The sequence below is a fragment of the Stenotrophomonas sp. AS1 genome, assembly GCF_048957655.1.
Taxonomy (GTDB): Bacteria; Pseudomonadota; Gammaproteobacteria; order Xanthomonadales; family Xanthomonadaceae; genus Stenotrophomonas; species Stenotrophomonas bentonitica_A.
In genome coordinates, this window is record NZ_JARVXM010000007.1 from 400933 (window position 1) to 425222 (window position 24290).

The 24290-nt window shown below is 67.7% G+C and carries 19 protein-coding genes; 12 read left to right on the plus strand and 7 right to left on the minus strand.

Annotated elements, in window-relative coordinates; genetic code table 11:
• Positions 1-15: 15 nt before the first annotated feature.
• The 5 genes from PV764_RS13715 to PV764_RS13735 form a co-directional block, all read right to left on the minus strand.
• A complete protein-coding gene (locus PV764_RS13715; protein WP_421116872.1) occupies positions 16-3117 on the minus strand; it encodes an error-prone DNA polymerase in 3102 nt (1033 codons plus the stop codon).
• Positions 3114-4529 (minus strand): Y-family DNA polymerase, encoded by a 1416-nt coding sequence (locus PV764_RS13720; protein WP_421116873.1) that lies wholly within the window; start codon positions 4527-4529, stop codon positions 3114-3116. Before PV764_RS13720 ends, PV764_RS13715 begins: the two co-directional genes overlap by 4 nt.
• A 9-nt stretch (positions 4530-4538) precedes the next feature.
• Positions 4539-5156 carry a translesion DNA synthesis-associated protein ImuA gene (imuA, locus tag PV764_RS13725; RefSeq protein WP_019185067.1) on the minus strand — a complete coding sequence of 206 codons (618 nt, stop codon included), beginning with the start codon at positions 5154-5156 and terminating at the stop codon, positions 4539-4541.
• A 256-nt stretch (positions 5157-5412) separates the two neighbouring features.
• Positions 5413-5847 (minus strand): VOC family protein, encoded by a 435-nt coding sequence (locus PV764_RS13730; protein ID WP_088433435.1) that lies wholly within the window; start codon positions 5845-5847, stop codon positions 5413-5415.
• Positions 5769-7109, minus strand: coding sequence for an MFS transporter (locus tag PV764_RS13735; RefSeq protein WP_284129186.1), 1341 nt, complete (start codon positions 7107-7109; stop codon positions 5769-5771). The genes PV764_RS13730 and PV764_RS13735 overlap by 79 nt, the downstream gene beginning before the upstream one ends.
• 75 nt (positions 7110-7184) lie before the next feature.
• Between PV764_RS13735 and PV764_RS13740 the strand changes: the two genes are divergently transcribed.
• Positions 7185-7628: a winged helix-turn-helix transcriptional regulator gene (locus PV764_RS13740; protein ID WP_019185070.1), complete on the plus strand. Its 444-nt coding sequence runs from the start codon at positions 7185-7187 to the stop codon at positions 7626-7628.
• A 268-nt stretch (positions 7629-7896) separates the two neighbouring features.
• A complete protein-coding gene (locus PV764_RS13745; protein ID WP_080341473.1) occupies positions 7897-10725 on the plus strand; it encodes a beta-glucosidase in 2829 nt (942 codons plus the stop codon).
• Positions 10726-10763: 38 nt separating this feature from the next.
• On the opposite strand, the gene PV764_RS13750 is transcribed toward PV764_RS13745, so the two are convergent.
• On the minus strand, positions 10764-11660 hold the full coding sequence (locus PV764_RS13750; RefSeq protein WP_046272568.1) for a LysR family transcriptional regulator: 897 nt from the start codon (positions 11658-11660) through the stop codon (positions 10764-10766).
• Positions 11661-11766: 106 nt separating this feature from the next.
• On the opposite strand from PV764_RS13750, the gene PV764_RS13755 reads away from it, so the two are divergent.
• The 3 genes from PV764_RS13755 (at position 11767) to PV764_RS13765 (ending at position 15509) form a co-directional block, all read left to right on the plus strand.
• The gene (locus PV764_RS13755) at positions 11767-13122 is read left to right on the plus strand and encodes an MFS transporter (protein ID WP_421116874.1); all 1356 of its coding nucleotides are present in this window, start codon (positions 11767-11769) and stop codon (positions 13120-13122) included.
• Positions 13119-13514: a hypothetical protein gene (locus PV764_RS13760; protein WP_421116875.1), complete on the plus strand. Its 396-nt coding sequence runs from the start codon at positions 13119-13121 to the stop codon at positions 13512-13514. The genes PV764_RS13755 and PV764_RS13760 overlap by 4 nt, the downstream gene beginning before the upstream one ends.
• A 99-nt stretch (positions 13515-13613) precedes the next feature.
• Positions 13614-15509 (plus strand): CocE/NonD family hydrolase, encoded by a 1896-nt coding sequence (locus PV764_RS13765; RefSeq protein WP_421116876.1) that lies wholly within the window; start codon positions 13614-13616, stop codon positions 15507-15509.
• A gap of 100 nt (positions 15510-15609) precedes the next feature.
• On the opposite strand, the gene PV764_RS13770 is transcribed toward PV764_RS13765, so the two are convergent.
• Positions 15610-16704: an alkene reductase gene (locus tag PV764_RS13770; RefSeq protein ID WP_266084432.1), complete on the minus strand. Its 1095-nt coding sequence runs from the start codon at positions 16702-16704 to the stop codon at positions 15610-15612.
• A gap of 208 nt (positions 16705-16912) precedes the next feature.
• Here PV764_RS13770 and PV764_RS13775 point away from each other — a divergent pair, with 208 nt between their 5' ends.
• The 7 genes from PV764_RS13775 to dld all read left to right on the plus strand — a co-directional run bounded on the left by PV764_RS13775 (position 16913) and on the right by dld (position 24209).
• Positions 16913-17671, plus strand: a complete 759-nt coding sequence (locus PV764_RS13775; protein ID WP_070470785.1) for an SDR family NAD(P)-dependent oxidoreductase — start codon at positions 16913-16915, stop codon at positions 17669-17671.
• A gap of 99 nt (positions 17672-17770) precedes the next feature.
• Positions 17771-18229, plus strand: coding sequence for an MgtC/SapB family protein (locus PV764_RS13780; RefSeq protein WP_019185078.1), 459 nt, complete (start codon positions 17771-17773; stop codon positions 18227-18229).
• A complete protein-coding gene (locus PV764_RS13785; protein ID WP_019185079.1) occupies positions 18226-18660 on the plus strand; it encodes a VOC family protein in 435 nt (144 codons plus the stop codon). The genes PV764_RS13780 and PV764_RS13785 overlap by 4 nt, the downstream gene beginning before the upstream one ends.
• A gap of 185 nt (positions 18661-18845) precedes the next feature.
• A complete protein-coding gene (gene lldP, locus PV764_RS13790) occupies positions 18846-20504 on the plus strand; it encodes an L-lactate permease (RefSeq protein ID WP_421116877.1) in 1659 nt (552 codons plus the stop codon).
• Positions 20505-20571: 67 nt separating this feature from the next.
• Positions 20572-21336 (plus strand): transcriptional regulator LldR, encoded by a 765-nt coding sequence (lldR, locus tag PV764_RS13795; RefSeq protein WP_046272586.1) that lies wholly within the window; start codon positions 20572-20574, stop codon positions 21334-21336.
• A gap of 3 nt (positions 21337-21339) precedes the next feature.
• Positions 21340-22500 carry an FMN-dependent L-lactate dehydrogenase LldD gene (gene lldD, locus PV764_RS13800; protein ID WP_019185082.1) on the plus strand — a complete coding sequence of 387 codons (1161 nt, stop codon included), beginning with the start codon at positions 21340-21342 and terminating at the stop codon, positions 22498-22500.
• Positions 22497-24209: a D-lactate dehydrogenase gene (gene dld, locus PV764_RS13805; protein WP_284129188.1), complete on the plus strand. Its 1713-nt coding sequence runs from the start codon at positions 22497-22499 to the stop codon at positions 24207-24209. Before lldD ends, dld begins: the two co-directional genes overlap by 4 nt.
• Positions 24210-24290 lie beyond the last annotated feature (81 nt).

The following is a 24290-nucleotide window of genomic DNA, read 5'->3' on the forward strand; positions in this document are numbered from 1 at the left end:
CGGTCACGGGATGGCTCAGCGGAAATCGCGGCTGTGGGTATGCACCCCGTCGATCAGCGTATCGATGTTGTGCATCTGGCGGACGATCAGGTGCTGCACGCCGTCCACGCGTTCCAGGCGGCCATCGATCTGCATCATCCGGGCTTCGACCAGCACGCGGTGCTGCCGGTCGGCGATCTTGCGCCAGACCACCGCGTTGACCATGCCGCATTCGTCTTCCAGGGTGAGGAAGGTGACCCCGCTGGCGGTCTGCGGGCGCTGGCGCATGCGCACCAGCCCGGCAAAGCGCACGCTGCGCCCGTGTGGCAGCGCGGCCAGTTCATCGGAACGGTGGCAACGGCGCTGACGCAGCTGGCTGCGGATGAAGGAGACCATGTGCCGGCCCAGCGTGGTGCCGGTGGTGTTGTAGTCGGCCTGCATGTCCTGGAAGGCGCTGGGCAGCGGCAGTGGCACGGCGGCTTCGGTGGTGGCACGGGCGGTCTCGAACAGCGGCAGCGGCTTCTCCACGCCGGAGACTTCCCAGCGCGCGCGATGGCGATGGCCGCTCAAGCCCTTGAGTGCGCCGGCATCGGCCAGCAGGCCTTGATGGCGACGGTCCAGCCGGGCGCGCTGGCTCAGGTCGGCGACGCTGTCGAAGGGCGCGCGGGTGCGTGCCTGCACCACGCCGGTGGCGACATCTTCGCTGAAACCATCGATCAGGCGCAGCCCCAGCCGGATGCCGAACGGCCGGCCCGGCGAGGCGGGAGGCACCAGCGTGCAGTCCCATGCGCTGTAGCGCACATCCACCGGCAGCACCGGCACGCCATGGCGGCGCGCGTCCTGCAGGATCTGGTCCGGGGTGTAGAAGCCCAAAGGCTGGCTGTTGATCAGGCTGGCGGCAAACGCGGAAGGGTGGTGGCACTTGAGCCAGCAGCTGACATAGGTGATCAGCGCGAAACTGGCCGCGTGGCTTTCCGGAAAGCCATAACTGCCGAAGCCCTTGATCTGGTCGAACAGGCGCTCGCCATAGTCGCGGCTGTAGCCGTTGGCGGCCATGCCGGCAAGCAGCTTGTCGCGGTGGGGTTCCAGCCCACCGTGGCGTTTCCACGCCGCCATCGAGCGGCGCAGTGCGTCGGCCTGCCCGGGGCTGAAGCCGGCGGCGGCGACGGCCAGCTGCATCACCTGTTCCTGGAACAGCGGCACGCCGAGGGTGCGCTTGAATACCTTCTCCAGGGCGGGCGGGTAGTCGATCTCTTCGATGCCTTCTTCCTTCAGCCGCTTCCGTCGATTCAGATACGGGTGGACCATGTCGCCCTGGATCGGGCCCGGGCGCACGATCGCCACTTCGATCACCAGATCGTAGAAACAGCGTGGCTGCATGCGCGGCAGCATCGCCATCTGCGCGCGCGACTCGATCTGGAACACGCCCAGGGTATCGGCGCGGCAGATCATGTCGTAGGTGGGCGCATCGCCCTGCGGAATCTTCGCCATGGTCATCCGCGGTCCGCCATGCGCTTCCAGCATCGCCAGGCATTTGCGTACCGCGGTGAGCATACCCAGCGCCAGGCAGTCGACCTTCATCAGGCCGGTGACGTCCAGGTCGTCCTTGTCCCACTGGATCACGGTGCGGTTGTCCATGGCCGCGTTTTCCACCGGTACCATCGTGGACAAGGGATGTTCGGAAATCACGAAACCGCCCGGGTGCTGGGACAGGTGGCGCGGGAAGTCGACCAGTTCACTGGTCAGCGCCACCACGCGCCGCATCAACGGGGTCTCCGGATCGAAGCCGCGTTCGCGCAATGCCTCGGGCAGCGGCTCGTGGCTGCTCCAGCGGTCCAGGCAGGCGGCCAGTTCGTTGACCTGGTCCGGCGGCAGGCCCAGCACCCGCGCCACATCGCGCACCGCGCTGCGGCCACGGTAGCTGATCGCCACGGCGGTCAGTGCCGCACGCTCGCGGCCGTAGCGGTTGAACACGTACTGCAGCACTTCCTCGCGGCGTTCGTGTTCGAAATCGATGTCGATGTCCGGTGGCTCGTCGCGCTCGGCGGAGATGAACCGTTCGAACAGCAGCTCCATCTCGCTGGGATCGATCTCGGTCACCCCCAGCACGTAGCACACCGAGGAATTGGCGGCCGAGCCGCGGCCCTGGCACAGGATCTGCTGGCCGCGCGCGAAGCGCACGATGTCGTGCACGGTCAGGAAATAGGACTCGTACTGCTTGGTATGGATCAGCGCCAGCTCGTGTTCGATCTGGTGGCGCTGCCGGGGCGTCTCGCCCGCTGGCCATCGCCATTGCATGCCTTCTTCCACCAGTACCCGCAGCCAGCTGGCCGGGTCGTGGCCGGCCGGCACCAGTTCGCGCGGGTAGGTGTACTGCAGTTGCTTGAGATCGAAGTGGCAGCGCTCGGCGATGCGCAGGGTTTCGGCCAGCAGTTCGGGTGGGTAGAGCGTGGCCAGGGCCTGGCGGGTGCGCAGGTGGCGCTCGCCGTTGGGGAACAACCGCCAGCCGGCTTCGCCTAGCGTGCAGTGGTGGCCGATCGCGGTGAGGGTGTCCTGCAGCGCGCGGCGGCGGCGCACATGCATGTGCACATCGCCGCTGGCCACCAATGGAATGCCCTGGTCACGGCCGAAACGACGCAGGCGCTGCAGGCGCGCGCGGTCGTCGGCCTCGCGGTGCAGTTCAACCGCCAGCCACAGCCGCTGCGGGAAGCAGGCCTGCAGCCACTGCGCATCCTCGATGGCCGGGGCAGGTGCCGGCCACAGGCACAGCAGGCCGGCGTGCAACTGCTCGATGTCGCTGCGCAGGCAGCGGTACTCGCCCTTGGGTGCACGCCTGCGGCAGGTGGTGATCAGCTGGCACAGCGCGGCGTAGCTGCCCTGATCGGTGCACAGCAGCACCAGTTTCGGGCCGTCTTCCAGTTGGAATTCGGCGCCGGTGATCAGGGGCAGCGCGTGCTTCTGCGCGGCCTGCCAGGCGCGCACGATGCCGGCCAGCGAGCACTCATCGGTGATCGCCAGCGCGCGGTAGCCCTGGCCCTTGGCACGCGCGAACAACTCCTCGGCGATGGACGCGCCACGCTGGAAACTGAAGGCCGACAGGCAATGCAGCTCGGCGTAGTCGGGCAGGGGCGCGCTCATGCGAACCAGCCGTGCAGCATGAACGGCCCGCTGCGTGCATCGGCGGCGGTATACGCCCACCCGCGTTGGCCCTGCGTGGTTTCCACCACGTAATAGTCGCGGCGGATGTCCCCGGCATCCCACCACCCCGATTCGATCCGTTCCGGTCCGGACAGGATGCGCAGGTGTGGATCCTGCAGCGCCTGCGGCTGGGCCAGCAACCAGCCCGGGCGCATCGGCAGCGGCGGCGGCGGTGCTTTGGGGGCGCTCTTGGCATCGCCGGTCGCGCGTTCGGGCCGATGGTCGGCGCGCAGCCCCAGCCCCTGCACGGCGTCATCGCCGAGCCGCGCACGCAGGCGTTCGCGCAACTGCTCCCACGGCATCGCCTGCTGCGGGCGCGGGTCGAACAGATCGCGTGCGGCCGGGACGAACGGCGGCAGCTGCTCGGCCTGCAGGCGCAGGCCACGGCTGCCGGCAGGCAACTGCAGATGATCGACGCGGTTGCGGGCCAGTTCGAACAGCATCGCCGGTTCGCGTTCGGGGGCGAGCAGGCCGATCGAGAGCCGTGTGTCGGGGTGGTTTTCGTGTTCGAACCACAGGTCGAACTGCAGCACGCCGCCATCGCGCGAGCACAGGAACGCGGCCAGGTCGGCGGTCAGGCGCCGCAGCGGGAACAGCATCGCCTGGGTGGACTCGACCTCGTACTCGAACTCGATGCGCGCATCGAAGCGGTCCGGTGGCTGGAAATAGCGCAGCGGTGGTGTGCTGATGCCGCGCAGTGCATCCAGATGCGCAAGGGCCTGCGGTGGAAAGCGCCGGGCCAGGCTTTCGCGCGGCAGGCCGAACGCGGCGCCCAGCGTGCGCAGGCCCGAGCGCGCGAGCACCGTGACCGCCTCGGCCGGCAACCCGCTGCGTTCGATCGGCACCTGGGCCAGGGCCGCGTCCAGCTGGGGTGCAGCCACGCCGAGCCGGCCATGCACGCGGGCCAGCACGCTGGCGGCATGCGGATTCGGTGCGGCCACCAGCCGATGCCGGAAACCCAGTTCGGTCAGGCCACGGGTGAGCCGCTGCTCGACCCTCGGCCAATCACCGAACAGCGCGCGGCTGGCCCGGATTTCCAGCGCCATCGCATGCGGGAAATCCAGGCTGACCTGTGAGCTGATGCCGTACAGCCAGCTGGCCAGCAGGTGGCGGGTGGCCTGCTCGGCGCGTGGGTCGTACTCCACGCTGAGCATGTCGCGGGTCAGCACCTGGGCGGCCGAGAGCAGCATGCCGCGGCGCAGCCCGCGCTGCCGGGCCGAGGGGCTGACCGCGTGCAGCACGCGCCGCTGCGCCGGGCCGGTGACCAGCACCAGCGGCGCGTCCGGATCGGGTTGCTGGCGCAGGGCGGCATCCAGCGCCAGGTGCGGCAGCAGCAGGCAGGCCCAATCCACGGCGGCGGCTCAATGGGCCACGGCCAGCGGCAGCGGCTGGGCCGGTGCCAGCCCGCCACGGCACTTGAGCACCCGCACCTGGCCATCGTCGAGCTGCAGGCGCAGCGCGGCCGGGGAGGGATTGCGCGCATGCCGGGCATCGCGGAAGGAAAAGCCCAGGCACTGGCCGGTTTCAGCGGCCACCTGCAGCCGGCGCAGCGCGCGGTCATCGGCCTGTTGCGGCCAGCACAGCACTGCCGCGCAGGCTGCCGAGCGCAGGCATTGTTCGGCCGCCCACAACGCATCGCGCGGGCTGGCCTGGACCACCTGCACCTGGCTCAGTGCCAACCCGGCGCGTGCCCAGGCCGGGGCATGCGGCAGGTGCGGCGGGGCGATCAGCACCACGGTCTGCTGTTGCTGGCTCAACCGCGCCAGGGTCGGCCAGACCAGCGCCAGCTCACCGACCCCGGGCGAGGCCAGCAGCACTTCCGACAGGGCCGAGGGCGGCCAGCCACCACCGGGCAGGCGGGCATCCAGTGCCGGGTGGCCGGTCGGGTGCGGCGCTACCTCGGGGAAGGCCGTACGTGGCTGCCCCCGCCAGACCCGGCGGGTTTCCAGCAGCCGGTCCAGGGCCAGCACGGCGCCCATCAGCGGGCCTCCCGGCAGGGCTGGAGCAGGCGGAAACGGGCGGGAAACAAGGGCATGGCGGCGAGTATCGGCAGCACGCGTGTCAAAGGCTGAGACCGACAATCCTACCCGCAATTAGTAAAAATGCTAACGAATTCGACAGCCGGATTCCGAACCGGTTGAAGGTGCTGAATGCTTCAGCGAGAGCCTCCACGCATGGCGTGGATCTACACGGGATGGGGGCTGGGCGCCCTGTCGATGTACAGGGAGCGGGGTCTTAGCGCCCCTGCGGATCAGGCCGGTGGTGCACGTACTCGACCACGGTGCCGTCCGGATGCACGGCGTTGAAGGCTGCGCCGGTCGGTACGACCTGCAGCGGGAAGATGATCTCCGCCCCGGCCGCCACCAGCCGGTCGTAGTACGGCTGCACGTCATCCACCAGCAGCGTGCCGGTGGTGGAAGTGAACGGGGCCAGCTTGTCCGGCGCGCCTTCGATCAGCAGGAACGCCCCGACCATCGCCAGGCGCAGGCCGGCCTCGGGGAACGGGAAACCCGCATCGGCGACCACGCCCTGCAACTGCTCGTAGAACGCCACCCGCGCTTCCAGTTCGCCCGGGCCGACGAACACCCGGATCAGCACCCGCGGGCTGCGTTGCCGGGAGGTGTCGTTGCGGTCGCGCCAGAGTTGATCGAAGTGGCGGTGTGGGGGCATGCGGTCGCTCCGGGACGTGAGCGGTCATTATCGATCCGCGATCCACCGGGAACCGGGCTGGGCTCATGACCACCGGTGATGGTGTGATAACCCCGCATCGCCCACCACGCCAGCAATGCCAGCAGCGAGACGGCAGCGCCTGCCATGCACACCCCGGGCCAGCCGAAGGCGGCATACAGCGCACTGCCGGCCAACGCGCCCAGCCCGCTGCCTGCCGCGTAGAACAGCATGTAAGCGGCGATCACCTGTGCCTGCGCGTGCGGTGCGGCGGCCAGGATCCGGCTCTGGTTGGTGACGTGCAGCGCCTGCACGGCCAGATCGAGCAGCAGCACGCCCAGCACCAGCCAGCCCAGGTGATGGGACATCGCCGCGATCGGCGCCCAGCTCAGCAGCATCAGCCACAGGGCCCCGGTGGTGACCCGCCCGGCATGGCCCCGGTCACTCCAGTGCCCGCTGCGGGCCGCGGCCAACGCACCGAGCAGGCCGACCAGCGCGAAAGCGCCGATGGCGGTGTGGCTGAGGGCATAGGGTGGCGCGCTGAGTGGCAGGCTCATGCTGCTCCAGAACACCCCGAACACGGTGAACAGCAGCAGGCCCAGCACGCCGCGCTGGCGCAGCACCGGCTGCTGCCGCAGCAGCGCGAACAAGCCGGTCCGCGCGTCGTGTGCGGCCGACACAGGCAATCGCGGCAGCCGTGCCCACAACACGGTGCCGGTCACGATCATCAGCACTGCCGAGAGCAGGTACACCGCGCGCCAACCGCCCAGATCGGCCACCGCCCCGGCCACCACCCGTGCCAGCAGCAACCCGACCACCACGCCTGCCTGTGCGGCGCCGACCACCCGGCCACGCTCGTGCTCGCCCGCCGCGGCGGCGGCGTAGGCAATCAGCCCCTGGGTCATCGCGGTGCCGAGCAGGCCCACCGCCAGCATCCCCAGCAGCAGGCTCCAGGCCTGCGTGGCCAGCGCGACGGCCAGAAGCGCCAGCACCAGGCCGCCGGTCTGGACCGCCATCAGGCGGCGGCGGTCCACGCGGTCGCCCAGCGGCACGATCCATAACAAGGCGGCGACCGAACCGAATTGGGTCGCCGCGATCACCGTGCCGATGCGGCCGGTGCTGATCTGCAGGTCGGCAGCCAGGGCGTCCAGCAGGGGCTGGGCGTAATAGACATTGGCCACGCTCAGGCCGGCCGCGCAGGCGAACAGCATCAGCAGGGACGAGGGAAGCGGGGAGGGGGAAGTGCCGGATGCGATGGTCGCCATCATTAGGTCTCAAAATAGAACCAGTTGATTCTGCAGGATGTGGTTCTAAAATGAAACTATTAGCGGAGAATCCTGATGGCCACCGAGTCGATGACACCCTGCCCGGTCGGGCGCGCGCTGGACCTGGTCGGCGACCGCTGGTCGCTGCTGATCGTGCGCGAGGCGTTCGATGGAGTAGGGCGCTTCAGTGATTTCCAGCGCCGCCTCGGGATGTCGCGCAGCATGCTCAGCCAGCGCCTGCAGGCCTTGCTGGAGGCCGATGTGCTGACGCAGCAGCCGCTGGAGGAGGGGCGCAGCTACCAGCAATACGTGCTCACCGAACGCGGCCGCGCGCTGTTCCCGCTGGTGGTGGCGCTGCGGCAGTGGGGCGAGGCCTTCCTGTTCGCGCCGGGCGAGCCGCGCTCGGTGCTGCAGGCCGACAGCGATGGCCTGCCCTTGGCGCTGATGCAGCCGCGTGACCAGCATGGGCAGGTGGTGGCGGCTGCCGACACCCAGCTGATCAAGCCGCCGTCGCCCTGATTCGGGCCGGGTTTCGCTGTCTCAAATGTAAGCATCCTGTTGACAGGCATGAACACGCTCGGACACTCTTCCGGGGTGAGGTGCCGGCAAGGGCCTCCCGGGTGGTGCGGCTGTCACGACGGGCGGAGGGGCCTGGACGTAGCCGTCATCGCCTTGCGTTGTAAACGGTTCCGCGCCCCTGCGCGTGGTTCCCGCCGATATGGCGCTGCACCCTTCTGCGGCAAGACTCCCTGGATTTATTGCGCAAGCAAAGGTGTTTCGTCCGCTCATGAAAACGATTTCAAAGCCCCTGGCCCTGACGGCCGCCATCGCGCTCTCGCTGAGCGCTTCTGCCTGGGCCGCTGCCCCGGCCGCCACCACCGACGCGTTCACCGTATTGACCCTGGAACAGACCCCGGGTGAGCTGGATGCGGCCGTGGTCGCCGCACAGCTGGAACAGCTGCAGGTCGATGCCGTGACGGTGCGCAACGTGGAGCGCCGCGCCGACCGCGTGGATCCGCTGCAGGGTCTGGCCGATGCGCTGGGCTATCACTATCGTTTCGTGACCGCCGATCCGGCCGCCGCGCAGCAGACCGGCAGTGTCGTGCTGACCCGCCTGCCGATCGAGGCCGAGTCGGGCACCGAACAGCCGTCGCTGAATTACCTGCGCCTCAACGATGGCCGCCATGTGGTCGCGCTGTACACCAGTGCCGCCGATGCCGCCGATGCCGCCGCGCTGCCGCCGCTGGTCACCGGCTCACGCCTGGGCGCACCGGCCGTGCTGCTGGGCGCGGTGAGTGCCGATGCGGCCACCACCGCCGGCTTCGATCCGTCGCGTGTCGCGCTGGAAGCCAACGAAAGCTACTTCAGCGACGGCTTCCAGTCGGCTACCTCGGCCGCCATCAAGCTGCGCACCCATGACGGAAAGAAGGGCACCACCGCGGCCACGCTGCTGACCCTGGGCTACACCGCGCCGGTCGGTGGCGATACGCCATGGATGGACACCGGCCTGAACGCCGATGCCCGTGCCAAGGCACTGGTCGCGCAGATGACCGTGGACGAGAAGTTCCAGATGCTGCACAGCTACTTCGGGCTGGGCAAGGACGGCGGCCCGCTGCCCGAAGGTGCGGTTGGTTCGGCCGGCTTCGTGCCGGGCGTGCCGCGCCTGGGCATTCCGGCGCAGCAGTCGGCCGATGCCGGCGTCGGCGTGACCAACCCGGGTGGCCTGCGCAAGGGTGACCATGCCACGGCGATGCCGTCCGGCCCGTCCACCGCATCGAGCTGGAACCCGGACATCGCCTTCGCCGGCGGTGCCACCATGGGTCGCGAAGCCTGGCAGCAGCGCTTCAACATCCTGCTGGCCGGCAGCGTCAACCTGCAGCGCGACCCGCGCAACGGCCGCAACTTCGAATACGCCGGTGAAGATCCCCTGCTGGCCGGCGTGCTGGTGGGCGAGTCGATCCGCGGCGTGCAGAGCCAGCACGTGATCTCCACGATGAAGCACTTCGCGCTGAACGACATGGAGACCTCGCGCAATTTCCATAGCGCCGAGATCGGCGAGCAGGCGATGCGCGAATCGGACCTGCTGGCGTTTGAAATCGCCATGGACATCGGCAAGCCGGGTTCGGCGATGTGCTCGTACAACCGCATCAACGGCACCTACGGCTGCGAACACGATTACCTCATGAACGAGGTGCTCAAGCAGGAATGGAAGTTCCCCGGTTTCGTGATGTCCGACTGGGGCGGCGTGCACAGCGGCTCCAAGGCGGCCCTGGCCGGCCTGGACCAGCAGTCGGCCGGTGAAGTGTTCGACAAGGCGGTCTACTTCGATGAGCCGCTGCGCCTGGCCGTGGCCGGTGGCGTCGTGCCGCAGGCGCGCCTGGACGACATGGTCGGCCGCATCCTGCGCACCATGTTCGCGCACGGCAACTTCGACCTGCCGCCGGTGCACGAGCCGATCGATGACGAGGCCGGCTTCCTGGCCGCGCAGCGCACCGTCGAAGAAGGCAGCGTGCTGCTGCGCAATGCCGATGACCTGCTGCCGCTGGGCAAGGATGTGCAGCGCATCGTCATCATCGGTGGGCATGCCGACAAGGGCGTGATCGGCGGTGGTGGTTCCTCGATGGTGGGCTGGACCGCCCGCGGCACCAATGCGGTGCCGGGCGTGATGCCGACCACCTGGCCGGGCCCGGTGATCTTCCACCCGTCCTCGCCGCTGGAAGCGCTGCGCGCCGAGCGTCCGGATGCCCGGATCGATTACGTGGATGGCCGCGATGTCGCGGCCGCCGCGCGCGCTGCCGCTGCGGCCGATGTCGCCATCGTGTTCGCCACGCAGTGGTCGGCCGAGTCGGTCGATCTGCCGCACATGCAGTTGCCGGACAACCAGGACGCGCTGATCGCGGGGGTGGCCAAGGCCAACCCGAAGACGGTGGTGGTGCTGGAAACCAATGGCCCGGTCGAGCTGCCGTGGCTGCAGCAGGTGCCGGCCATCCTGCAGGCCTGGTATCCGGGTATCCGCGGTGGCGAAGGCATCGCCGCGCTGCTGACCGGCAAGGTCAATCCGTCCGGCCGCCTGCCGGTGACCTGGCCGGTGGATGTCAGCCAGCTGCCGCGCCCGCACGTCAACGGCCTGGGCTTCAACCCGAAGAACAAGCCGGATGACACCATCGACTACGACATCGAAGGCGCCAACGTCGGTTACAAGTGGTTTGCCGCCAAGGGCCTGACCCCGCAGTACGCGTTCGGCCATGGCCTGTCCTACACCAGCTTCGGCTACGACAACCTGACGGTGGTGGTGGAAGGCCAGCGCGTGGTCGCCAGCGTGGACGTGCGCAACACAGGCAAGGTCGCCGGTGCGGATGTGCCGCAGCTGTACCTGCAGCTGCCGCAGGGCAGCACCACTCCGATCCGCCTGATCGGCTTCCAGAAGGTGACGCTGCAGCCGGGTGAAAGCCGCCGGATCCGCATCGAAGCAGAGCCGAAGACGCTGGCCAGCTTCGACACCGCCGACAAGCAGTGGAAGATCGCCGGTGGGCAGTACGAAGTGCAGCTCTCGCGCGCGGCCAATGCACCGGTGCAGCGCGTGCCGCTGGAGCTGGCCGGGCAGGTGGTCCGCTGAGCTGACGGGCAGGGCACGACCGTGGGGCGTGCCTCCGGTCACCCCGGCAGGTGCTCGCGCAGGTGCGCCAGCAGCAGCCGGACCCGGCGCGAGGGCTGGGCGGTGTTGGGAAACACCGCATACACCCCCTGGCGCGGGAAGCGATGACGGCGCAGGATCGGCAGCAGCCGGCCCTGCGCCAGATCGTCATCGATCAACCAGTGCGGCAACACGGTCGCGCCGGCCCCGGCCAGCGCGAACGCCCGCAGGGTGGAGGCGTTATCAACCGTGACCACCGCATGGGCGGGGTTGCAGGCAAACAGCTGGTCGCTGCCATCGGGCGCCACCAGTGGGAGATCCGCCAGGCGCGGATAGCCCAGCCTTGGCAGCGTGCGGACCCAGTCCGGATCATCGCGCGCGGCCTCATCGGGCAGCGTGGCCAACAACGACGGTGAGGCGACCGCGCACAGTGCGTGTTCGTCCAGCAGGGTCGCGCGCAGCTGCGAATCCTGCAGGCGCCCCAAGCGGATGGCCAGATCGAACCGCTCGGGAATCAGGTCCGCCGGCGCCGGTGAGGTGGACAGGTGCAGGCGCAGCTCGGGATGCAGGGCGCGGAATGATTCCAGCACCGGTACGACCCGGGCGATCGCATATTCCGGCGTGGTGGTCAGGCGCAGCGTGCCGCGCAGTTGCAGCTGTTCGCTGCGTGCTTCCTCGATGGCGAGCTCGGCAGTGGCCAACAGCGCCGTGCAGTGCTGGTAAAAGCGCTCGCCGGCCTCGGTCAGGGCCAGGCTGCGGGTATTGCGCACCAGCAGGGTCACGCCGAGTTCCTGTTCCAGCCGCTTGAGGTTGAAGCTCACCACGGCGCGGCTCTGGCCGAGGCGCTGTGCGGCAGCGGTCAGACTGCCGGCATCGACAATCGCCTTGAAGGTCTCGAAGCGGTCCAGGCTGACCATGGGGGCGCTCTGACTGTCAAAAATGGTTTGACAGTCTTGCATCCGCCTGCCCGTATATCCAGCCGCTACCGACGCGCATGCTGCCGCCTCGAAATCGGAGCGCGCCATGACATACCGGGCCAGAGTGGAAACGCTGTACCTGCTGGGATTTTCGCTGGATCTGGTGAACATGTTCATCGGCACCGTGGCCTATCCGGCCATCGCCGCAGACCTGCAGGCCTCCGTGCCGCAGCTGGCGTGGATCGGCAATGGCTACATGCTGGGCCTGACCTTGGTCATTCCGCTGGGCAGCTGGTTGGCGGCGCGCTTGGGCGAGCGCCGGGTGCTGTGTCTCTCGCTGGCCCTGTTTACCGTGGGCGCCGTGCTGGCAGGCACCGCGCCGAGCATCGGGTGGCTGATCGCGTGGCGCCTGCTGCAGGGGCTGGGCGGTGGGCTGTTGATTCCGGTGGGGCAGGCGATGGCCTACCGCGAATGCCCGCCGGCCGATCGTGCGCGACTGACCGCCCGCATCATGGCGGTCGCACTGCTGGTGCCGGCGCTGTCACCGACGCTGGGCGGCCTGCTGGTGGAGTGGGGCTCGTGGCGGGGCGTGCTGCTGGTCAGTGTGCCGCTGGCCGTGCTGGCCTTCGCGCTGACGGCCGCGTGGGTGCGCCCGGGTGCACCGGTGGCCGTGCCGGCACTGGACCGGCGTGGGCTGCTGCTGGGCTCCGTGGGGCTGAGCGCGTTGCTGGTCGCGCTGGGACTGCTCGCAGCGCCGGGGCAACGGATGCTGGGCGCGGGCCTGTTGGTGGTCGCCACCCTGGTGCTGGCGCTGTATGCCCGCAGTGCGCGCCGGACGGATCATCCGGTCCTGCAGTGGTCGTTGCTGCGGCATGCGTCGCTGCGGCTGGCGATGACGGTCTACCTGCTGGTGCCCGGGACCTTCATCGGCACCCAGCTGGTGGCGACGTTGCTGCTGCATGGGCAAGGCTACGGCGCCGCCGCCATCGGTGGCTTCATGCTGCCGTGGGCGATTGCCTCGGCCTGTGCGATCGCCACGGCACGGCACTGGCTGCCGCGCATCGGGGCGCGCCCACTGCTGAGTGCCGGGATGGGATGCCAGGCCGTCGGTATCGTGCTGCTGATCGCCGTGCAGGCCCATCAGCCCTGGCTTCCCGTGCTGGCCTTCGCGCTGATGGGCCTGGGTGGCAGCCTGTGCAGCAGCAGCGCCCAGACGCTCGCCTTCCAGAGGCTGGCCGATGCGGAGCTGCTGCCGGGCAGCGCGCTGTGGAATCTCAACCGCCAACTCAGCTTCTGCCTGGCCGCCGCGGTGCTGGCCTGTGTGCTGGCGGTGCTCTCTTCGGTGACGCCGGACCACGCCTTTGCACTCACCCTGGTGCTGGCGGCGGGCATGAGCCTGCTGCCGCTCCTTCCCTTGTGGCGCCTGCCGGCGTCCGCCCTTTCCTTGAGAACTTCCTCATGAATGACACCCTTGCCTTCAATGAGATCCACGACCTGCATGTGCTGATCGAAGACTGGTTCACCGGCCGCTCGCCGGTGGCGGCGCTCGATACCCTGCTGGCCCGTTTCAGCGAGGACTTCAGCATGGTCGGCATCCGTGGTGTCCGCCTGGACAAACCCACGCTGGCCGGCTTCTTCGCTGCCGCGCATGGCAGCCGGCCGGGATTGCGCATCACCATCGATGCAATGACGTACCTGCCGCTGGGCACGGGTGCATGCGCGGTGCGCTATCGGGAAGACCAGAGCGACGCACAGGGCACCGGCAATCGGCGCGAGTCCTTGGCCATTCTTGTTGGCGGCACCGACGGCATGCTGCGCTGGCAGGCTTTGCACGAAACGGTGGTTGGCGGCTGAATGGGGATGAAGGCCCTGCGCCAGGCCGATCGGCATCTACCGGTGCGGGCCGGGCAGCGCTAGGCTCCGGACGTTGCCTTCACTGCCGGGAGAGAGCCCATGCGTGTGCGTGTATTGCCAGTTGCGCTGTTGAGTCTGATGGTCGCCGCCAGTGTGTCGGCGCAGACCTCGCCGATGACCCCGGACATTCCGGCCAAGGGCTTCGTGACCCCCACGGCGCAGGACAACTACGACAAGCGCGTGGTGATGGTGCCGATGCGTGATGGCACGAAGCTCTACACGGTGATCGTGGTACCCAGGGGCGCCAGGAATGCGCCGATCCTGCTGACCCGCACGCCCTACGATGCGGCCAATCGTGCCAAGCGCATGGATTCGCCGAACATGCGTGACATCCTGCCGCAGGGCGATGAAGTGTTCGTGGATGGCGGCTACATCCGCGTGTTCCAGGACATCCGCGGCAAGTACGGCTCCGGGGGCGATTACGTGATGACCCGGCCGCTGCGCGGGCCGCTCAACAACACCAAGGTCGACCACGCCACCGATGCCTGGGACACCATTGATTGGCTGGTCAAGCATGTGCCAGAAAGCAACGGCAAGGTCGGCATGCTGGGCTCGTCCTACGAGGGCTTCACCGTGGTGATGGCACTGACCAACCCGCACCCGGCGTTGAAGGTGGCCGCGCCGCAGAGCCCGATGATCGATGGTTGGATGGGGGACGACTGGCTCAACTACGGCGCGTTCCGGCAGGTCAATTTCGGCTACTTCACCGGGCAGCTGGCCAAGCGCGGCAAGGGCCCGGCGATTCCCAGCGTGGGCTATGACGATTACACCACCTTCCTGCGTGCCGGCTCGGCCGGTGATTACGCCAGGGCCAACGGGCTGGACCAGTTGCCGTGGTGGCACAAGCTGATCGAACACCCCAGCTACGATACGTTCTGGCAGGAACAGGCGCTGGACGCGCGCATGGCCAGAACCGAACTGAAGGTCCCCACGATGTGGCTGCAGGGCCTGTGGGACCAGGAAGACATGTGGGGCGCGGTGCACAGCTATGCGGCGATGGAGCCGCGTGACACCGGCAACATGCTGAACTATCTGGTGATGGGGCCGTGGCGGCACAGCCAGGTCAACTATGACGGCAGCAGCCTGGGCGCATTGAAGTTCGAGGGCGACACCGCGCTGCAGTTCCGCCGCGATGTACTCAAGCCGTTCTTCGATCAGTACCTGGTCGATGGCGCGCCCAAGGCGCAGACACCGCCGGTGTTGATCTACAACACCGGGGAGAACCACTGGGACAAGCTGCAGCAGTGGCCGCGCAGCGCGGCGCAGTCCCGGCCGCTGTACCTGCGCGCGGGCGGCAGGCTGTCCTTTGAAGCACCACAGGCGGGGGAGGCCACGTTCGAGGCGTATGTATCCGATCCGGCCAAGCCGGTGCCGTTCGTACCGCGCCCGGTGCGGTTTGCTGACCGCGATATGTGGACGAGTTGGCTGGTGAAGGACCAGCGTTTCGTGGATGGTCGCCCGGACGTGCTCACCTTTGTCAGCGAGCCGCTGACCGAGCCGCTGCGGATCGGTGGCGCACCGCAGGTGAATCTGCAGGCGGCCACGAGTGGCAGCGACAGCGACTGGGTGGTGAAACTGATCGATGTGTATCCGGACCAGACCCCGTCGACGCCGGAGATGGGCGGCTACGAGCTGTCGGTCTCGATGGCGATCTTCCGTGGCCGGTACCGCGAAAGCTTCAGCGACCCGAAGGCGATCACGAGCAACCAGGTGCTGGATTACAAATTCGGTCTGCCGACCGCGAACCATGTGTTCCAGCGGGGCCACCGGGTGATGGTGCAGGTGCAGTCGAGTCTGTTCCCGCTGTACGACCGCAACCCGCAGACGTTCGTGTCGAACATCTACCTCGCCAAGCCGGGCGATTACCAGAAGGCAACGCAGCAGGTCTGGCATTCGCCGCAGCAGGCCAGCTTCATTTCGTTGCCGGTGTACTGAACCCTTGAAGGAAGTGCCGGCCACCGGCCGGCACTTCCAGGATGCAGCGCATCTCGCCCTGGTGGGCCGGAACGTGCATCCGGCCCACCAGGATCAACACTCAACCGTCGATGGTCGGGTAGTCGGTGTAGCCGTGCGCGCCACCGCCATAGAGCGTGTCCTTGTCCAGCTCGGACAGCGCCACGCCCAGACGGAAGCGCTCGACCAGATCGGGATTGGCGATGAAGGGACGACCGAAGGCGACCATGTCGGCATAGCCGGAGGCGACCGCCGCTTCGGCACGCGCCTGGTCGTAACCGTTGTTGGCGATCCATGCGCCCTTGAACTTGGCGCGCAGCGCGGCGTAGTCGAAGGCGATGTTGTCGCGCGGGCCGCCGGTCGCGCCTTCGATCACGTGGATGAAAGCGAGCGGGCCGATGGCATCCAGACGCTCCACGGCGCGTTCGAACAACGGCTGCGGGTTGGAGTCGGCAGCGTCGTTGGCTGGCGTCACCGGCGAGAGACGTACGCCGGTGCGTTCTGCACCGATTTCCGAAACGATCGCGCTGACCACTTCATCCAGCAGGCGGGTGCGGTTTTCGATGCTGCCACCGTATTCGTCGGTGCGCTGGTTGCTGCCATCACGCAGGAACTGGTCGATCAGATAGCCGTTGGCAGCATGCACTTCCACACCGTCGAAGCCGGCCGTGATGGCGTTGCGTGCGGCCTGGCGATAATCCTGGATCAGGCCGGGAATCTCGTCCAGGCGCAGGGCGCGCGGCTCGGAGACATCTTCAAAGCCCTTGGCGGTGAAGGTCTTCGCATCGGCGCGCAGGGCACTCGGCGCCACCGGTACCTCGCCCTCGGGCAGCAGGCTGGTGTGCGAGATGCGGCCGACGTGCCACAGCTGCAGCACGATCTTGCCACCGCGCGCGTGCACGGCGTCGGTGACCTTTTTCCAGGCATCGATCTGGTCCTGGCTGTAGATGCCGGGCGTATCCAGATAGCCCTGGCCCAACGGACTGATCTGGGTGGCCTCGGCGATGATCAGCCCGGCGCTGGCGCGCTGTTCGTAGTACTGGATGGCCAGAGGATTGGGAATGCGGTCCTTGATGGCGCGGTTGCGGGTCAGCGGTGCCATCGCGACGCGGTTGGCGACGTCGATGGCCCCCAGACGGGTGGGGGAGAACAATTGGCCGTCAGTGGAATCTGTCATGGGCTTACCTTGGGGGAGGGCGACCGCCAGCGGCGGATGAAAGAAAGGATGTGGGCGTACGACCCCGAGCATAGGGGCAGGTGCGTTGCAGCGATGGGAAGGATTGTTGCGGAGCACGCTGTGCACGTTCTGTAACGTTTTCGCGGCGTATGGTCGAGGCATGGGCAGGCAGTGCCCGCAGCCTTATTCCAACCCGAGGAACAACGCGATGATTGATTATCAGCTCAAGGGAAAGGTCGCCATCGTCACCGGCGGCGTCTCCGGCATCGGACTGGCCGTGGCCGAACTGCTGGCCGATTCCGGCGCGGCGGTGGCGGTGTGGGATCTCAAGGCCGACGCCGTCGAGAAGACCGCCGAGGCGCTGCGCAGCAAAGGCGTGAAATCGATCGGCATCGCCTTGAACGTCACCGACGAGCACGCGGTGGAAGCAGCCGTGAAGCAGACCGTGCAGGAACTCGGTGGGCTGGACATCGCAGTGAACAACGCGGGTATCGGCGGGCCGTCGGCGGCCAGTGGCGATTACCCCGTGGATGGCTGGAGGAACGTCATCGACGTCAATCTCAACAGCGTATTCGTGTGCCAGCGGGCGCAGATCCAGGCGATGCGCAGCACGGGCAAGGGCGGCAGCATCATCAACATGGCCTCCATCCTGGGCCAGGTCGGTTTCAACAACTCGGCGGCCTATGTCGCGGCCAAGCATGGCGTGGTCGGCCTGACCCAGACGGCGGCGTGGGAACACGCGGCGGACAAGATCCGCATCAATGCGGTGGGCCCGGGCTTCATCGCCACCCCGTTGCTGGACAAGATGGACCCGAAGGTGAAGCAGGCGCTGGAAAGCAAGCATGCGCTGGGACGCCTCGGCAAGCCGGAAGAAGTCGCCGCGCTGGTGGCCTGGCTGGCCAGCGCGGATGCGGGTTTTGCAACCGGCACTTACTACGCCATCGATGGCGGATACCTGGCCCAGTAAGACACGTGGTGGCAGGCTCACCCGGGCCTGCCACTGGTTTCACGGTCCCCAGACGCCCCTGTCTGCGACGCTCCGTCCATTGCCGGATGAGAGACGCAGATGGGACTGGAACAAGATCTATCGATCCTGCTGCGGATTGCCGTGGCCATGCTGCTGGGCGCCACGCTCGGCATCGAACGCGAGATGGGCAAGCACGCCGCCGGACTGCGCACGCACATGCTGATCGCCGGTGCAGCCGCACTGATTGTCGGCTTGGGCGACAGCATTGCCGAACACTTCCAGGAGGAACGCTACCGTGACCTGCTGCAGGTCGATCCGGTGCGTCTGATCGAGGCGGTGGTGGCCTGTGTCGGCTTCGTTGCCGCCGGCACGATCCTGCGGGGCTCGCGCGATGACCAGGTCAGCGGCCTTACCACTGCCAGTTCACTGATCATGTCCGCCGCGATCGGTATCGCGGTTGGCATCGGCGAGTATGTGATCGCTGTCGGGGTGAGTGTGTTGTGCCTGATCGTGCTGGTGGTATTCAGCCGTATCGCCAGAAAACTGGAGTCGTCATGAGCAGCGAACGTCCCTTCGAGATCCAGCGCATCGACCATGTGGTGCTGCGTGTGCAGGACCTGCCCCGCGCCGTGCGCTTCTACTGTGACGTTCTGGGCTGCACGGTCGCCCGCGAACGGCCGTCGCTGGGCATGGTGCATCTGCATGCCGGTGAGTCGCTGATCGATCTGATCAGCGTGGACGGTCCGCTGGGAATCAAGGGCGGGGCGGCGCCCGGGCGGGAAGGGCGCAATGTCGAGCATGTCTGCCTGCGGGTGGAACCGTTCGATGCCGAGCAGGTGCGCGTGCATCTGCAGGGACTGCAGGTAGAGCTCAGTGGACCGGCCGAGCGCAATTACGGTGCCGAGGGCGATGGCCTCTCGCTGCGTCTGCGCGATCCGGACGGCAACTCGGTGGAACTCAAGGGTCGTTCGAACGACTGCGGCTGCTGAGTGGTAGGACCAATATTCGGACGTAGACCTATGGTCTAATAGGCTCGTCTCGCGTTTGGCGTTTCAATGCGGGCAGTTCCAACAGGCGTTTTGGTTATTGGTACTACCAATAATCGCTGTTGGACGTTCTCGGCTCGCGCGGTGCTGACCGCGCGGACCCCTGTCCGTCTTGATGAGATCCGCCGATGCAGGCCTGGCAACAACTGTATGACCCCGCTGGCAACCTCTGGCTGTCCAGCCTGATCGCGCTGCTGCCGATCGCCTTCTTCTTTGTCGCCCTGGCCGTGTTGCGCATGAAGGGCTGGCTGGCCGGCACGATCACCGTGGTGATCGCGTTGGCGGTGGCCCTGCTGTTCTATCGGATGCCCCTGTCGCAGGCGCTGGCAGCAGCCGGTTATGGCTTCGTCTACGGCTTGTGGCCGATCGCCTGGATCATTCTGGGCGCGGTGTTCCTGTACAAGGTCTCGGTCAAGACCGGACAGTTCGACATCATCCGGGCGTCGATCCTGTCGGTCACCGAAGACCAGCGCCTGCAGATGCTGATGGTCGGCTTTGCGTTTGGCGCGTTCCTGGAAGGGGCGGCCGGCTTCGGAGCGCCGGTGGCGATCACCGCTGCGCTGCTGGTCGGGCTGGGCTTCAAGCCGCTGTATGCCGCCGGCCTGTGCCTGATCGTCAATACCGCGCCGGTGGCCTTCGGCGCGATGGGCATTCCGATCATCGTGGCCGGGCAGGTGACCGGGCTGGATGCATTCGAGATCGGGCAGATGGCCGGGCGCCAGCTGCCGTTCCTCACCGTCATCGTGCTGTTCTGGATCATGGCGATCATGGACGGCTGGCGCGGCATCAAGGAAACCTGGCCAGCGGTGCTGGTGGCCGGTGGTTCGTTCGCGATCGCCCAGTACCTGACCTCCAACTTCATCGGCCCGGAGCTGCCGGACATCACCGCCTCGCTGACGTCGCTGGTCTGCCTGACCCTGTTCCTGCGCAAGTGGACGCCGGTGCGCATCTTCCGCTTCGATACCGAGACCAGCGCAGAAGCTGCCGCCCAGGCACTGGAGGCACCGCGCTATTCCACCGGCCAGATCGTCAAGGCATGGTCGCCGTTCCTGATCCTGACCGCGATGGTCACGATCTGGAGCATCAAGCCGTTCAAGGCGCTGTTCGCCACCGGGGGTGCGCTGGAGCACTGGGTGCTGAAGATTCCGGTACCGGCGCTGGATCAGCTGGTGCTGAAAATGCCGCCGATCGTGCCGGTCCCGACCGGCTACGAGGCGGTCTACACGTTCGATGCGGTCTCGGCCACCGGCACGGCGATCATGCTGGGCGCGGTGATCGCGATCGTGCTGCTGAAGATGCGCCCGGCCGCGGCGCTGCGCACGTTCGGCGAAACCGCCCGGGAGCTCAAGGTGCCGATCTACTCCATCGGCATGGTGCTGGCGTTTGCCTTCATCGCCAACTACTCGGGCCTGTCGGCCACGCTGGCGCTGGCCCTGGCGCATACCGGCAAGGCCTTCACCTTCTTCTCGCCGTTCCTCGGCTGGCTGGGCGTGTTCCTGACCGGCTCGGATACGTCCTCCAATGCGCTGTTCTCCGCGCTGCAGGCCACCACGGCCCAGCAGATCGGCGTGTCCGAGGTGCTGCTGGTCGCGGCCAACACCACCGGCGGGGTGACCGGCAAGATGATCTCGCCGCAGTCGATCGCGATTGCCTGCGCGGCGGTCGGGCTGGCCGGCAAGGAATCGGACCTGTTCCGCTTCACGGTCAAGCACAGCCTGATCTTCACCGTGATGGTCGGCATCATCACCACGGTGCAGGCCTACTGGCTGACCTGGATGATTCCCTGAGCCCATGCGCGGCAGTCCGGCCACCGGCATCGACCCCATCGCCCGCCACGCGGGCGACAATGGCGGCATGAAGAACGAACGCCTGTCCGACAAGGTGGCCGCGCAGCTGCGCGGCCTGATCCGAGAGCAGAACCTGCAGCCGGGTGACCGCCTGCCGGCCGAACGACCGCTGGCGGTGCAGCTGGGGGTCTCGCGCACGGCGCTGCGCGAGGCGATCGCGCAGCTGGCCAGCCAGGGCCTGCTGAGCGCGCGGGTCGGCGGCGGCACCTACGTGAGCGAACCGGCGGCCCGTGCCCGGCAGGCCATCGATGAGCCGTTGATCCCCTACCTGCCGCTGTTCCAGGGCGACCCGGAATACCGCTTCGACGTGCTGGAAATCCGCCACGCGCTGGAAGGGGCGACTGCGTGGCACGCCGCCTTGCGCGCCACCGACGAAGACCGCGCGAAGATCCGCCAGGCCTTCGACACCATGATGGCTGCGCATGGCAAGGACGATCCGGCCGGCGAGGCACAGGCCGACGCGGCCTTCCACCTGGCCATCGCCGAGGCCTCGCACAACCTGGTGCTGCTGCAGGTGATGCGTGGCCTGTTCGAGCTGCTGCAGACCAACATCTCGCAGAGCCGCGAGAAGCTCTATACCTCCGCCCGCACCTTCGAGCCGCTGTCCGTCCAGCACCGCGAGATGATGGATGGCGTGCTCGCCGGCGACCCCGAACGCGCGCGTGCCGCCGCACACGCGCACCTGGAATTCGTGCACACCTCCCTGCGCACGCTCGATGACAACGAGGCCCGGCGCGCACGTGCGTCACGGCTTCCTTCTTCCCACGGTTGACCCATGATCATTTCCGCCTCCACCGACTACCGCGCAGCGGCACAACGCCGCTTGCCGCCGTTCCTGTTCCACTACATCGATGGCGGCGCGTATGCCGAGCACACCCTGAAGCGGAACGTCGCGGACCTGTCGGAGATCGCGCTGCGCCAGCGCATCCTGCGCAACATGTCCGATCTGAGCCTGGAAACGGAGCTGTTCGGTGAGCGCCTGGCGATGCCGGTGGCGCTGGCGCCGGTCGGGCTGACCGGCATGTATGCGCGCCGCGGTGAAGTGCAGGCGGCGCGGGCGGCGGCGAGCCGGGGGATTCCGTTCACGCTGTCCACCGTGTCGGTCTGCCCGATCGAGGAAGTGGCCCCGGCCATCGATAGGCCGATGTGGTTCCAGCTGTATGTCCTCAAGGATCGCGGCTTCATGCGCAATGCGCTGGAGCGGGCCAAGGCGGCTGGCGTGACCACGCTGGTGTTCACGGTGGACATGCCCACGCCGGGCGCGCGCTACCGCGATGCGCACTCGGGCATGAGTGGCCCGAACGCGCCGGCGCGGCGCATGCTGCAGGCGGTGACGCACCCGCGCTGGGCATGGGACGTGGGCCTGTTCGGCCGCCCGCACGATCTGGGCAACATCTCCACCTATCGGGGCAGCCCGACCGGCCTGGCCGATTACATCGGCTGGCTGGGCAACAACTTCGATCCGTCCATTTCCTGGAAAGACCTGGAGTGGATCCGCGAGTTCTGGAGCGGACCGATGGTGATCAAGGGCATTCTTGATCCGGACGATGCACGTGACGCCGTTCGCTTCGGGGCCGACGGCATCGTGGTCTCCAACCACGGCGGTCGCCAGCTGGACGGTGTGCTGTCCACCGCGCGGGCGTTGCCGGCGATCGCCGATGCAGTCAAGGGTGAGCTGAAGATCCTGGCCGATTCGGGCATCCGCAACGGCCTGGACGTGGTGCGCATGATCGCGCTCGGCGCCGACAGCGTGCTGCTCGGCCGTGCCTTCGTCTATGCGCTCGCCGCGCAGGGCGAGGCCGGCGTGGCCAATCTGCTGGACCTGATGGCCAAGGAAATGCGCGTGGCGATGACGCTCACCGGCGCCAGGACCATCGCCGACATCAGCCGCGATTCGCTGGTGGACGCCACGCGTCGCCTCGCGGCCGCACCATGAACGCGGCATCCCAGGGCACGGCAGCGCTGCTGGCGCAGCTGCGCGCGATCGTCGGGGACGCACACGTGCTGTGCGGCGACAAGCCGACCCGGCGCTTCCGCAAGGGCTACCGTTTCGGCGATGGCCCGGTGCTGGCGGTGGTCCGCCCGGGCACGCTGCTGGAACAGTGGCGCGCCCTGCAGGCCATCGTGGCGGCCAACGCGATCGTGATCATGCAGGCGGCCAACACCGGCCTCACCGGCGGTTCCACGCCGGATGGTGCTGACTATGACCGCCCGGTGGTCATCCTCAACACGCTGCGCCTGACCGGTGTGCAGCTGATCAACGAGGGCCGCCAGGTGGTCTGCCTGCCCGGGGCGACGCTGGACCGGCTGGAAAAGGAGCTGGCGCCGCTGGGCCGCGAACCGCACTCGGTGATCGGCTCGTCGTGCATCGGTGCCTCGGTGCTGGGCGGGGTCTGCAACAACTCCGGCGGCTCGCTGGTGCGACGCGGCCCGGCCTATACCGAACTGGCGTTGTTCGCCCAGGTCGATGCCAACGGCAAGCTGCAGCTGGTCAATCATCTCGGCATCGCGCTGGGCGATACCGCCGAGCAGATCCTGGAGCGGCTGCAGGGCGGCGACTACGCGCCCGCCGACGTGGACAATGGCAACGACCGCGCCGCCTCCGACCCGCGCTATGCCGAGCAGGTGCGCCAGGTCGATGCAGCCACGCCGGCCCGCTACAACGCCGATCCCTCGCGCCACTACGAAGCCTCCGGCTCGGCCGGCAAGCTGGCGGTGTTCGCGGTGCGGCTGGATACGTTTGCGCGCGAGCCCGGCGAGGTGTTCTACATCGGCAGCAATGCGATGGAGGATCTGACCGCGATCCGCCGCCATCTGCTGACCGCGTTCGAGCGCCTGCCGATCTCGGGCGAGTACCTGCACCGCGAGGCGTACGACATCGGCGAACGGTACGGCAAGGACACCTTCCTGCTCATCGATCGCTTCGGCACGGCCAGGGTGCCGGCGGCGTTCGCGCTGAAAAGCCGCGTCGATGGATGGTTCGAAAGCCTTGGCCTGCGCGGGGTCACCGACCGCGTGATCCAGGGGGCGATGCGCTGCCTGCCGGGCCATCTGCCCGCGCGCATGGGCCAGTTCCGTGACCGCTACGAGCACCACCTGCTGCTCAAGGTGTCAGCGGTGGATGCCGCCGCCGCCGAAACCTTCCTGCGCACTCACTTCGCTGACAGCGAGGGCGACTTCTTCCAGTGCACGGCCGAGGAGGGGCGCAAGGCGTTCCTGCACCGCTTTGCGGTGGCCGGCGCGGCCGTGCGTTATCGCGAGGTGCACCGGCGCGAGGTCGAGGACATCGTGGCCCTGGACGTGGCACTACGGCGCGATGACCGCGCGTGGGTGGAACACCTGCCGGCCGAACTCGACGCACGCTTGGCCGGCAAGCTGTATTACGGGCATTTCCTGTGCCATGTGTTCCATCAGGACTACATCGTGCGCAAGGGCGAGGATCCGCTGGCCATCGAGCACGCGATGTGGGCGCTGTTGGACGCGCGTGGCGCGGAGTATCCGGCCGAACACAACGTGGGCCATCTGTACCCGGCCAAGCCGGCCCTGGCGGCGTTCTACCAGCAACTGGATCCGAGCAATACGTTCAACCCGGGCATCGGGCAGACGCCCAGAACCCGGCATTGGAGCGACTGTGGAATGCACTGACGCGAAAATGTCGCGCCATATTCGTATTTGTTGTATTTCCTGCGGAGCCACAAGGATCTAGCGTTGGCTACGGAATGATCC

Bases quoted from the DNA above. Each gene is read 5' to 3' on its own strand.
- dld (WP_284129188.1), top strand. From the start codon at position 22,497: ATGAACGCGGCATCCCAGGGCACGGCAGCGCTGCTGGCGCAGCTGCGC.
- PV764_RS13780 (WP_019185078.1), top strand. From the start codon at position 17,771: ATGGGACTGGAACAAGATCTATCGATCCTGCTGCGGATTGCCGTGGCC.
- PV764_RS13760 (WP_421116875.1), top strand. From the start codon at position 13,119: ATGAATGACACCCTTGCCTTCAATGAGATCCACGACCTGCATGTGCTG.
- imuA (WP_019185067.1), bottom strand. From the start codon at position 5,156: ATGGGCGCCGTGCTGGCCCTGGACCGGCTGCTGGAAACCCGCCGGGTC.
- lldP (WP_421116877.1), top strand. From the start codon at position 18,846: ATGCAGGCCTGGCAACAACTGTATGACCCCGCTGGCAACCTCTGGCTG.
- PV764_RS13745 (WP_080341473.1), top strand. From the start codon at position 7,897: ATGAAAACGATTTCAAAGCCCCTGGCCCTGACGGCCGCCATCGCGCTC.
- PV764_RS13775 (WP_070470785.1), top strand. From the start codon at position 16,913: ATGATTGATTATCAGCTCAAGGGAAAGGTCGCCATCGTCACCGGCGGC.
- PV764_RS13785 (WP_019185079.1), top strand. From the start codon at position 18,226: ATGAGCAGCGAACGTCCCTTCGAGATCCAGCGCATCGACCATGTGGTG.
- PV764_RS13735 (WP_284129186.1), bottom strand. From the start codon at position 7,109: ATGGCGACCATCGCATCCGGCACTTCCCCCTCCCCGCTTCCCTCGTCC.
- PV764_RS13755 (WP_421116874.1), top strand. From the start codon at position 11,767: ATGACATACCGGGCCAGAGTGGAAACGCTGTACCTGCTGGGATTTTCG.
- PV764_RS13730 (WP_088433435.1), bottom strand. From the start codon at position 5,847: ATGCCCCCACACCGCCACTTCGATCAACTCTGGCGCGACCGCAACGAC.
- lldD (WP_019185082.1), top strand. From the start codon at position 21,340: ATGATCATTTCCGCCTCCACCGACTACCGCGCAGCGGCACAACGCCGC.
- PV764_RS13750 (WP_046272568.1), bottom strand. From the start codon at position 11,660: ATGGTCAGCCTGGACCGCTTCGAGACCTTCAAGGCGATTGTCGATGCC.
- PV764_RS13740 (WP_019185070.1), top strand. From the start codon at position 7,185: ATGGCCACCGAGTCGATGACACCCTGCCCGGTCGGGCGCGCGCTGGAC.
- PV764_RS13715 (WP_421116872.1), bottom strand. From the start codon at position 3,117: ATGAGCGCGCCCCTGCCCGACTACGCCGAGCTGCATTGCCTGTCGGCC.
- lldR (WP_046272586.1), top strand. From the start codon at position 20,572: ATGAAGAACGAACGCCTGTCCGACAAGGTGGCCGCGCAGCTGCGCGGC.
- PV764_RS13765 (WP_421116876.1), top strand. From the start codon at position 13,614: ATGCGTGTGCGTGTATTGCCAGTTGCGCTGTTGAGTCTGATGGTCGCC.
- PV764_RS13770 (WP_266084432.1), bottom strand. From the start codon at position 16,704: ATGACAGATTCCACTGACGGCCAATTGTTCTCCCCCACCCGTCTGGGG.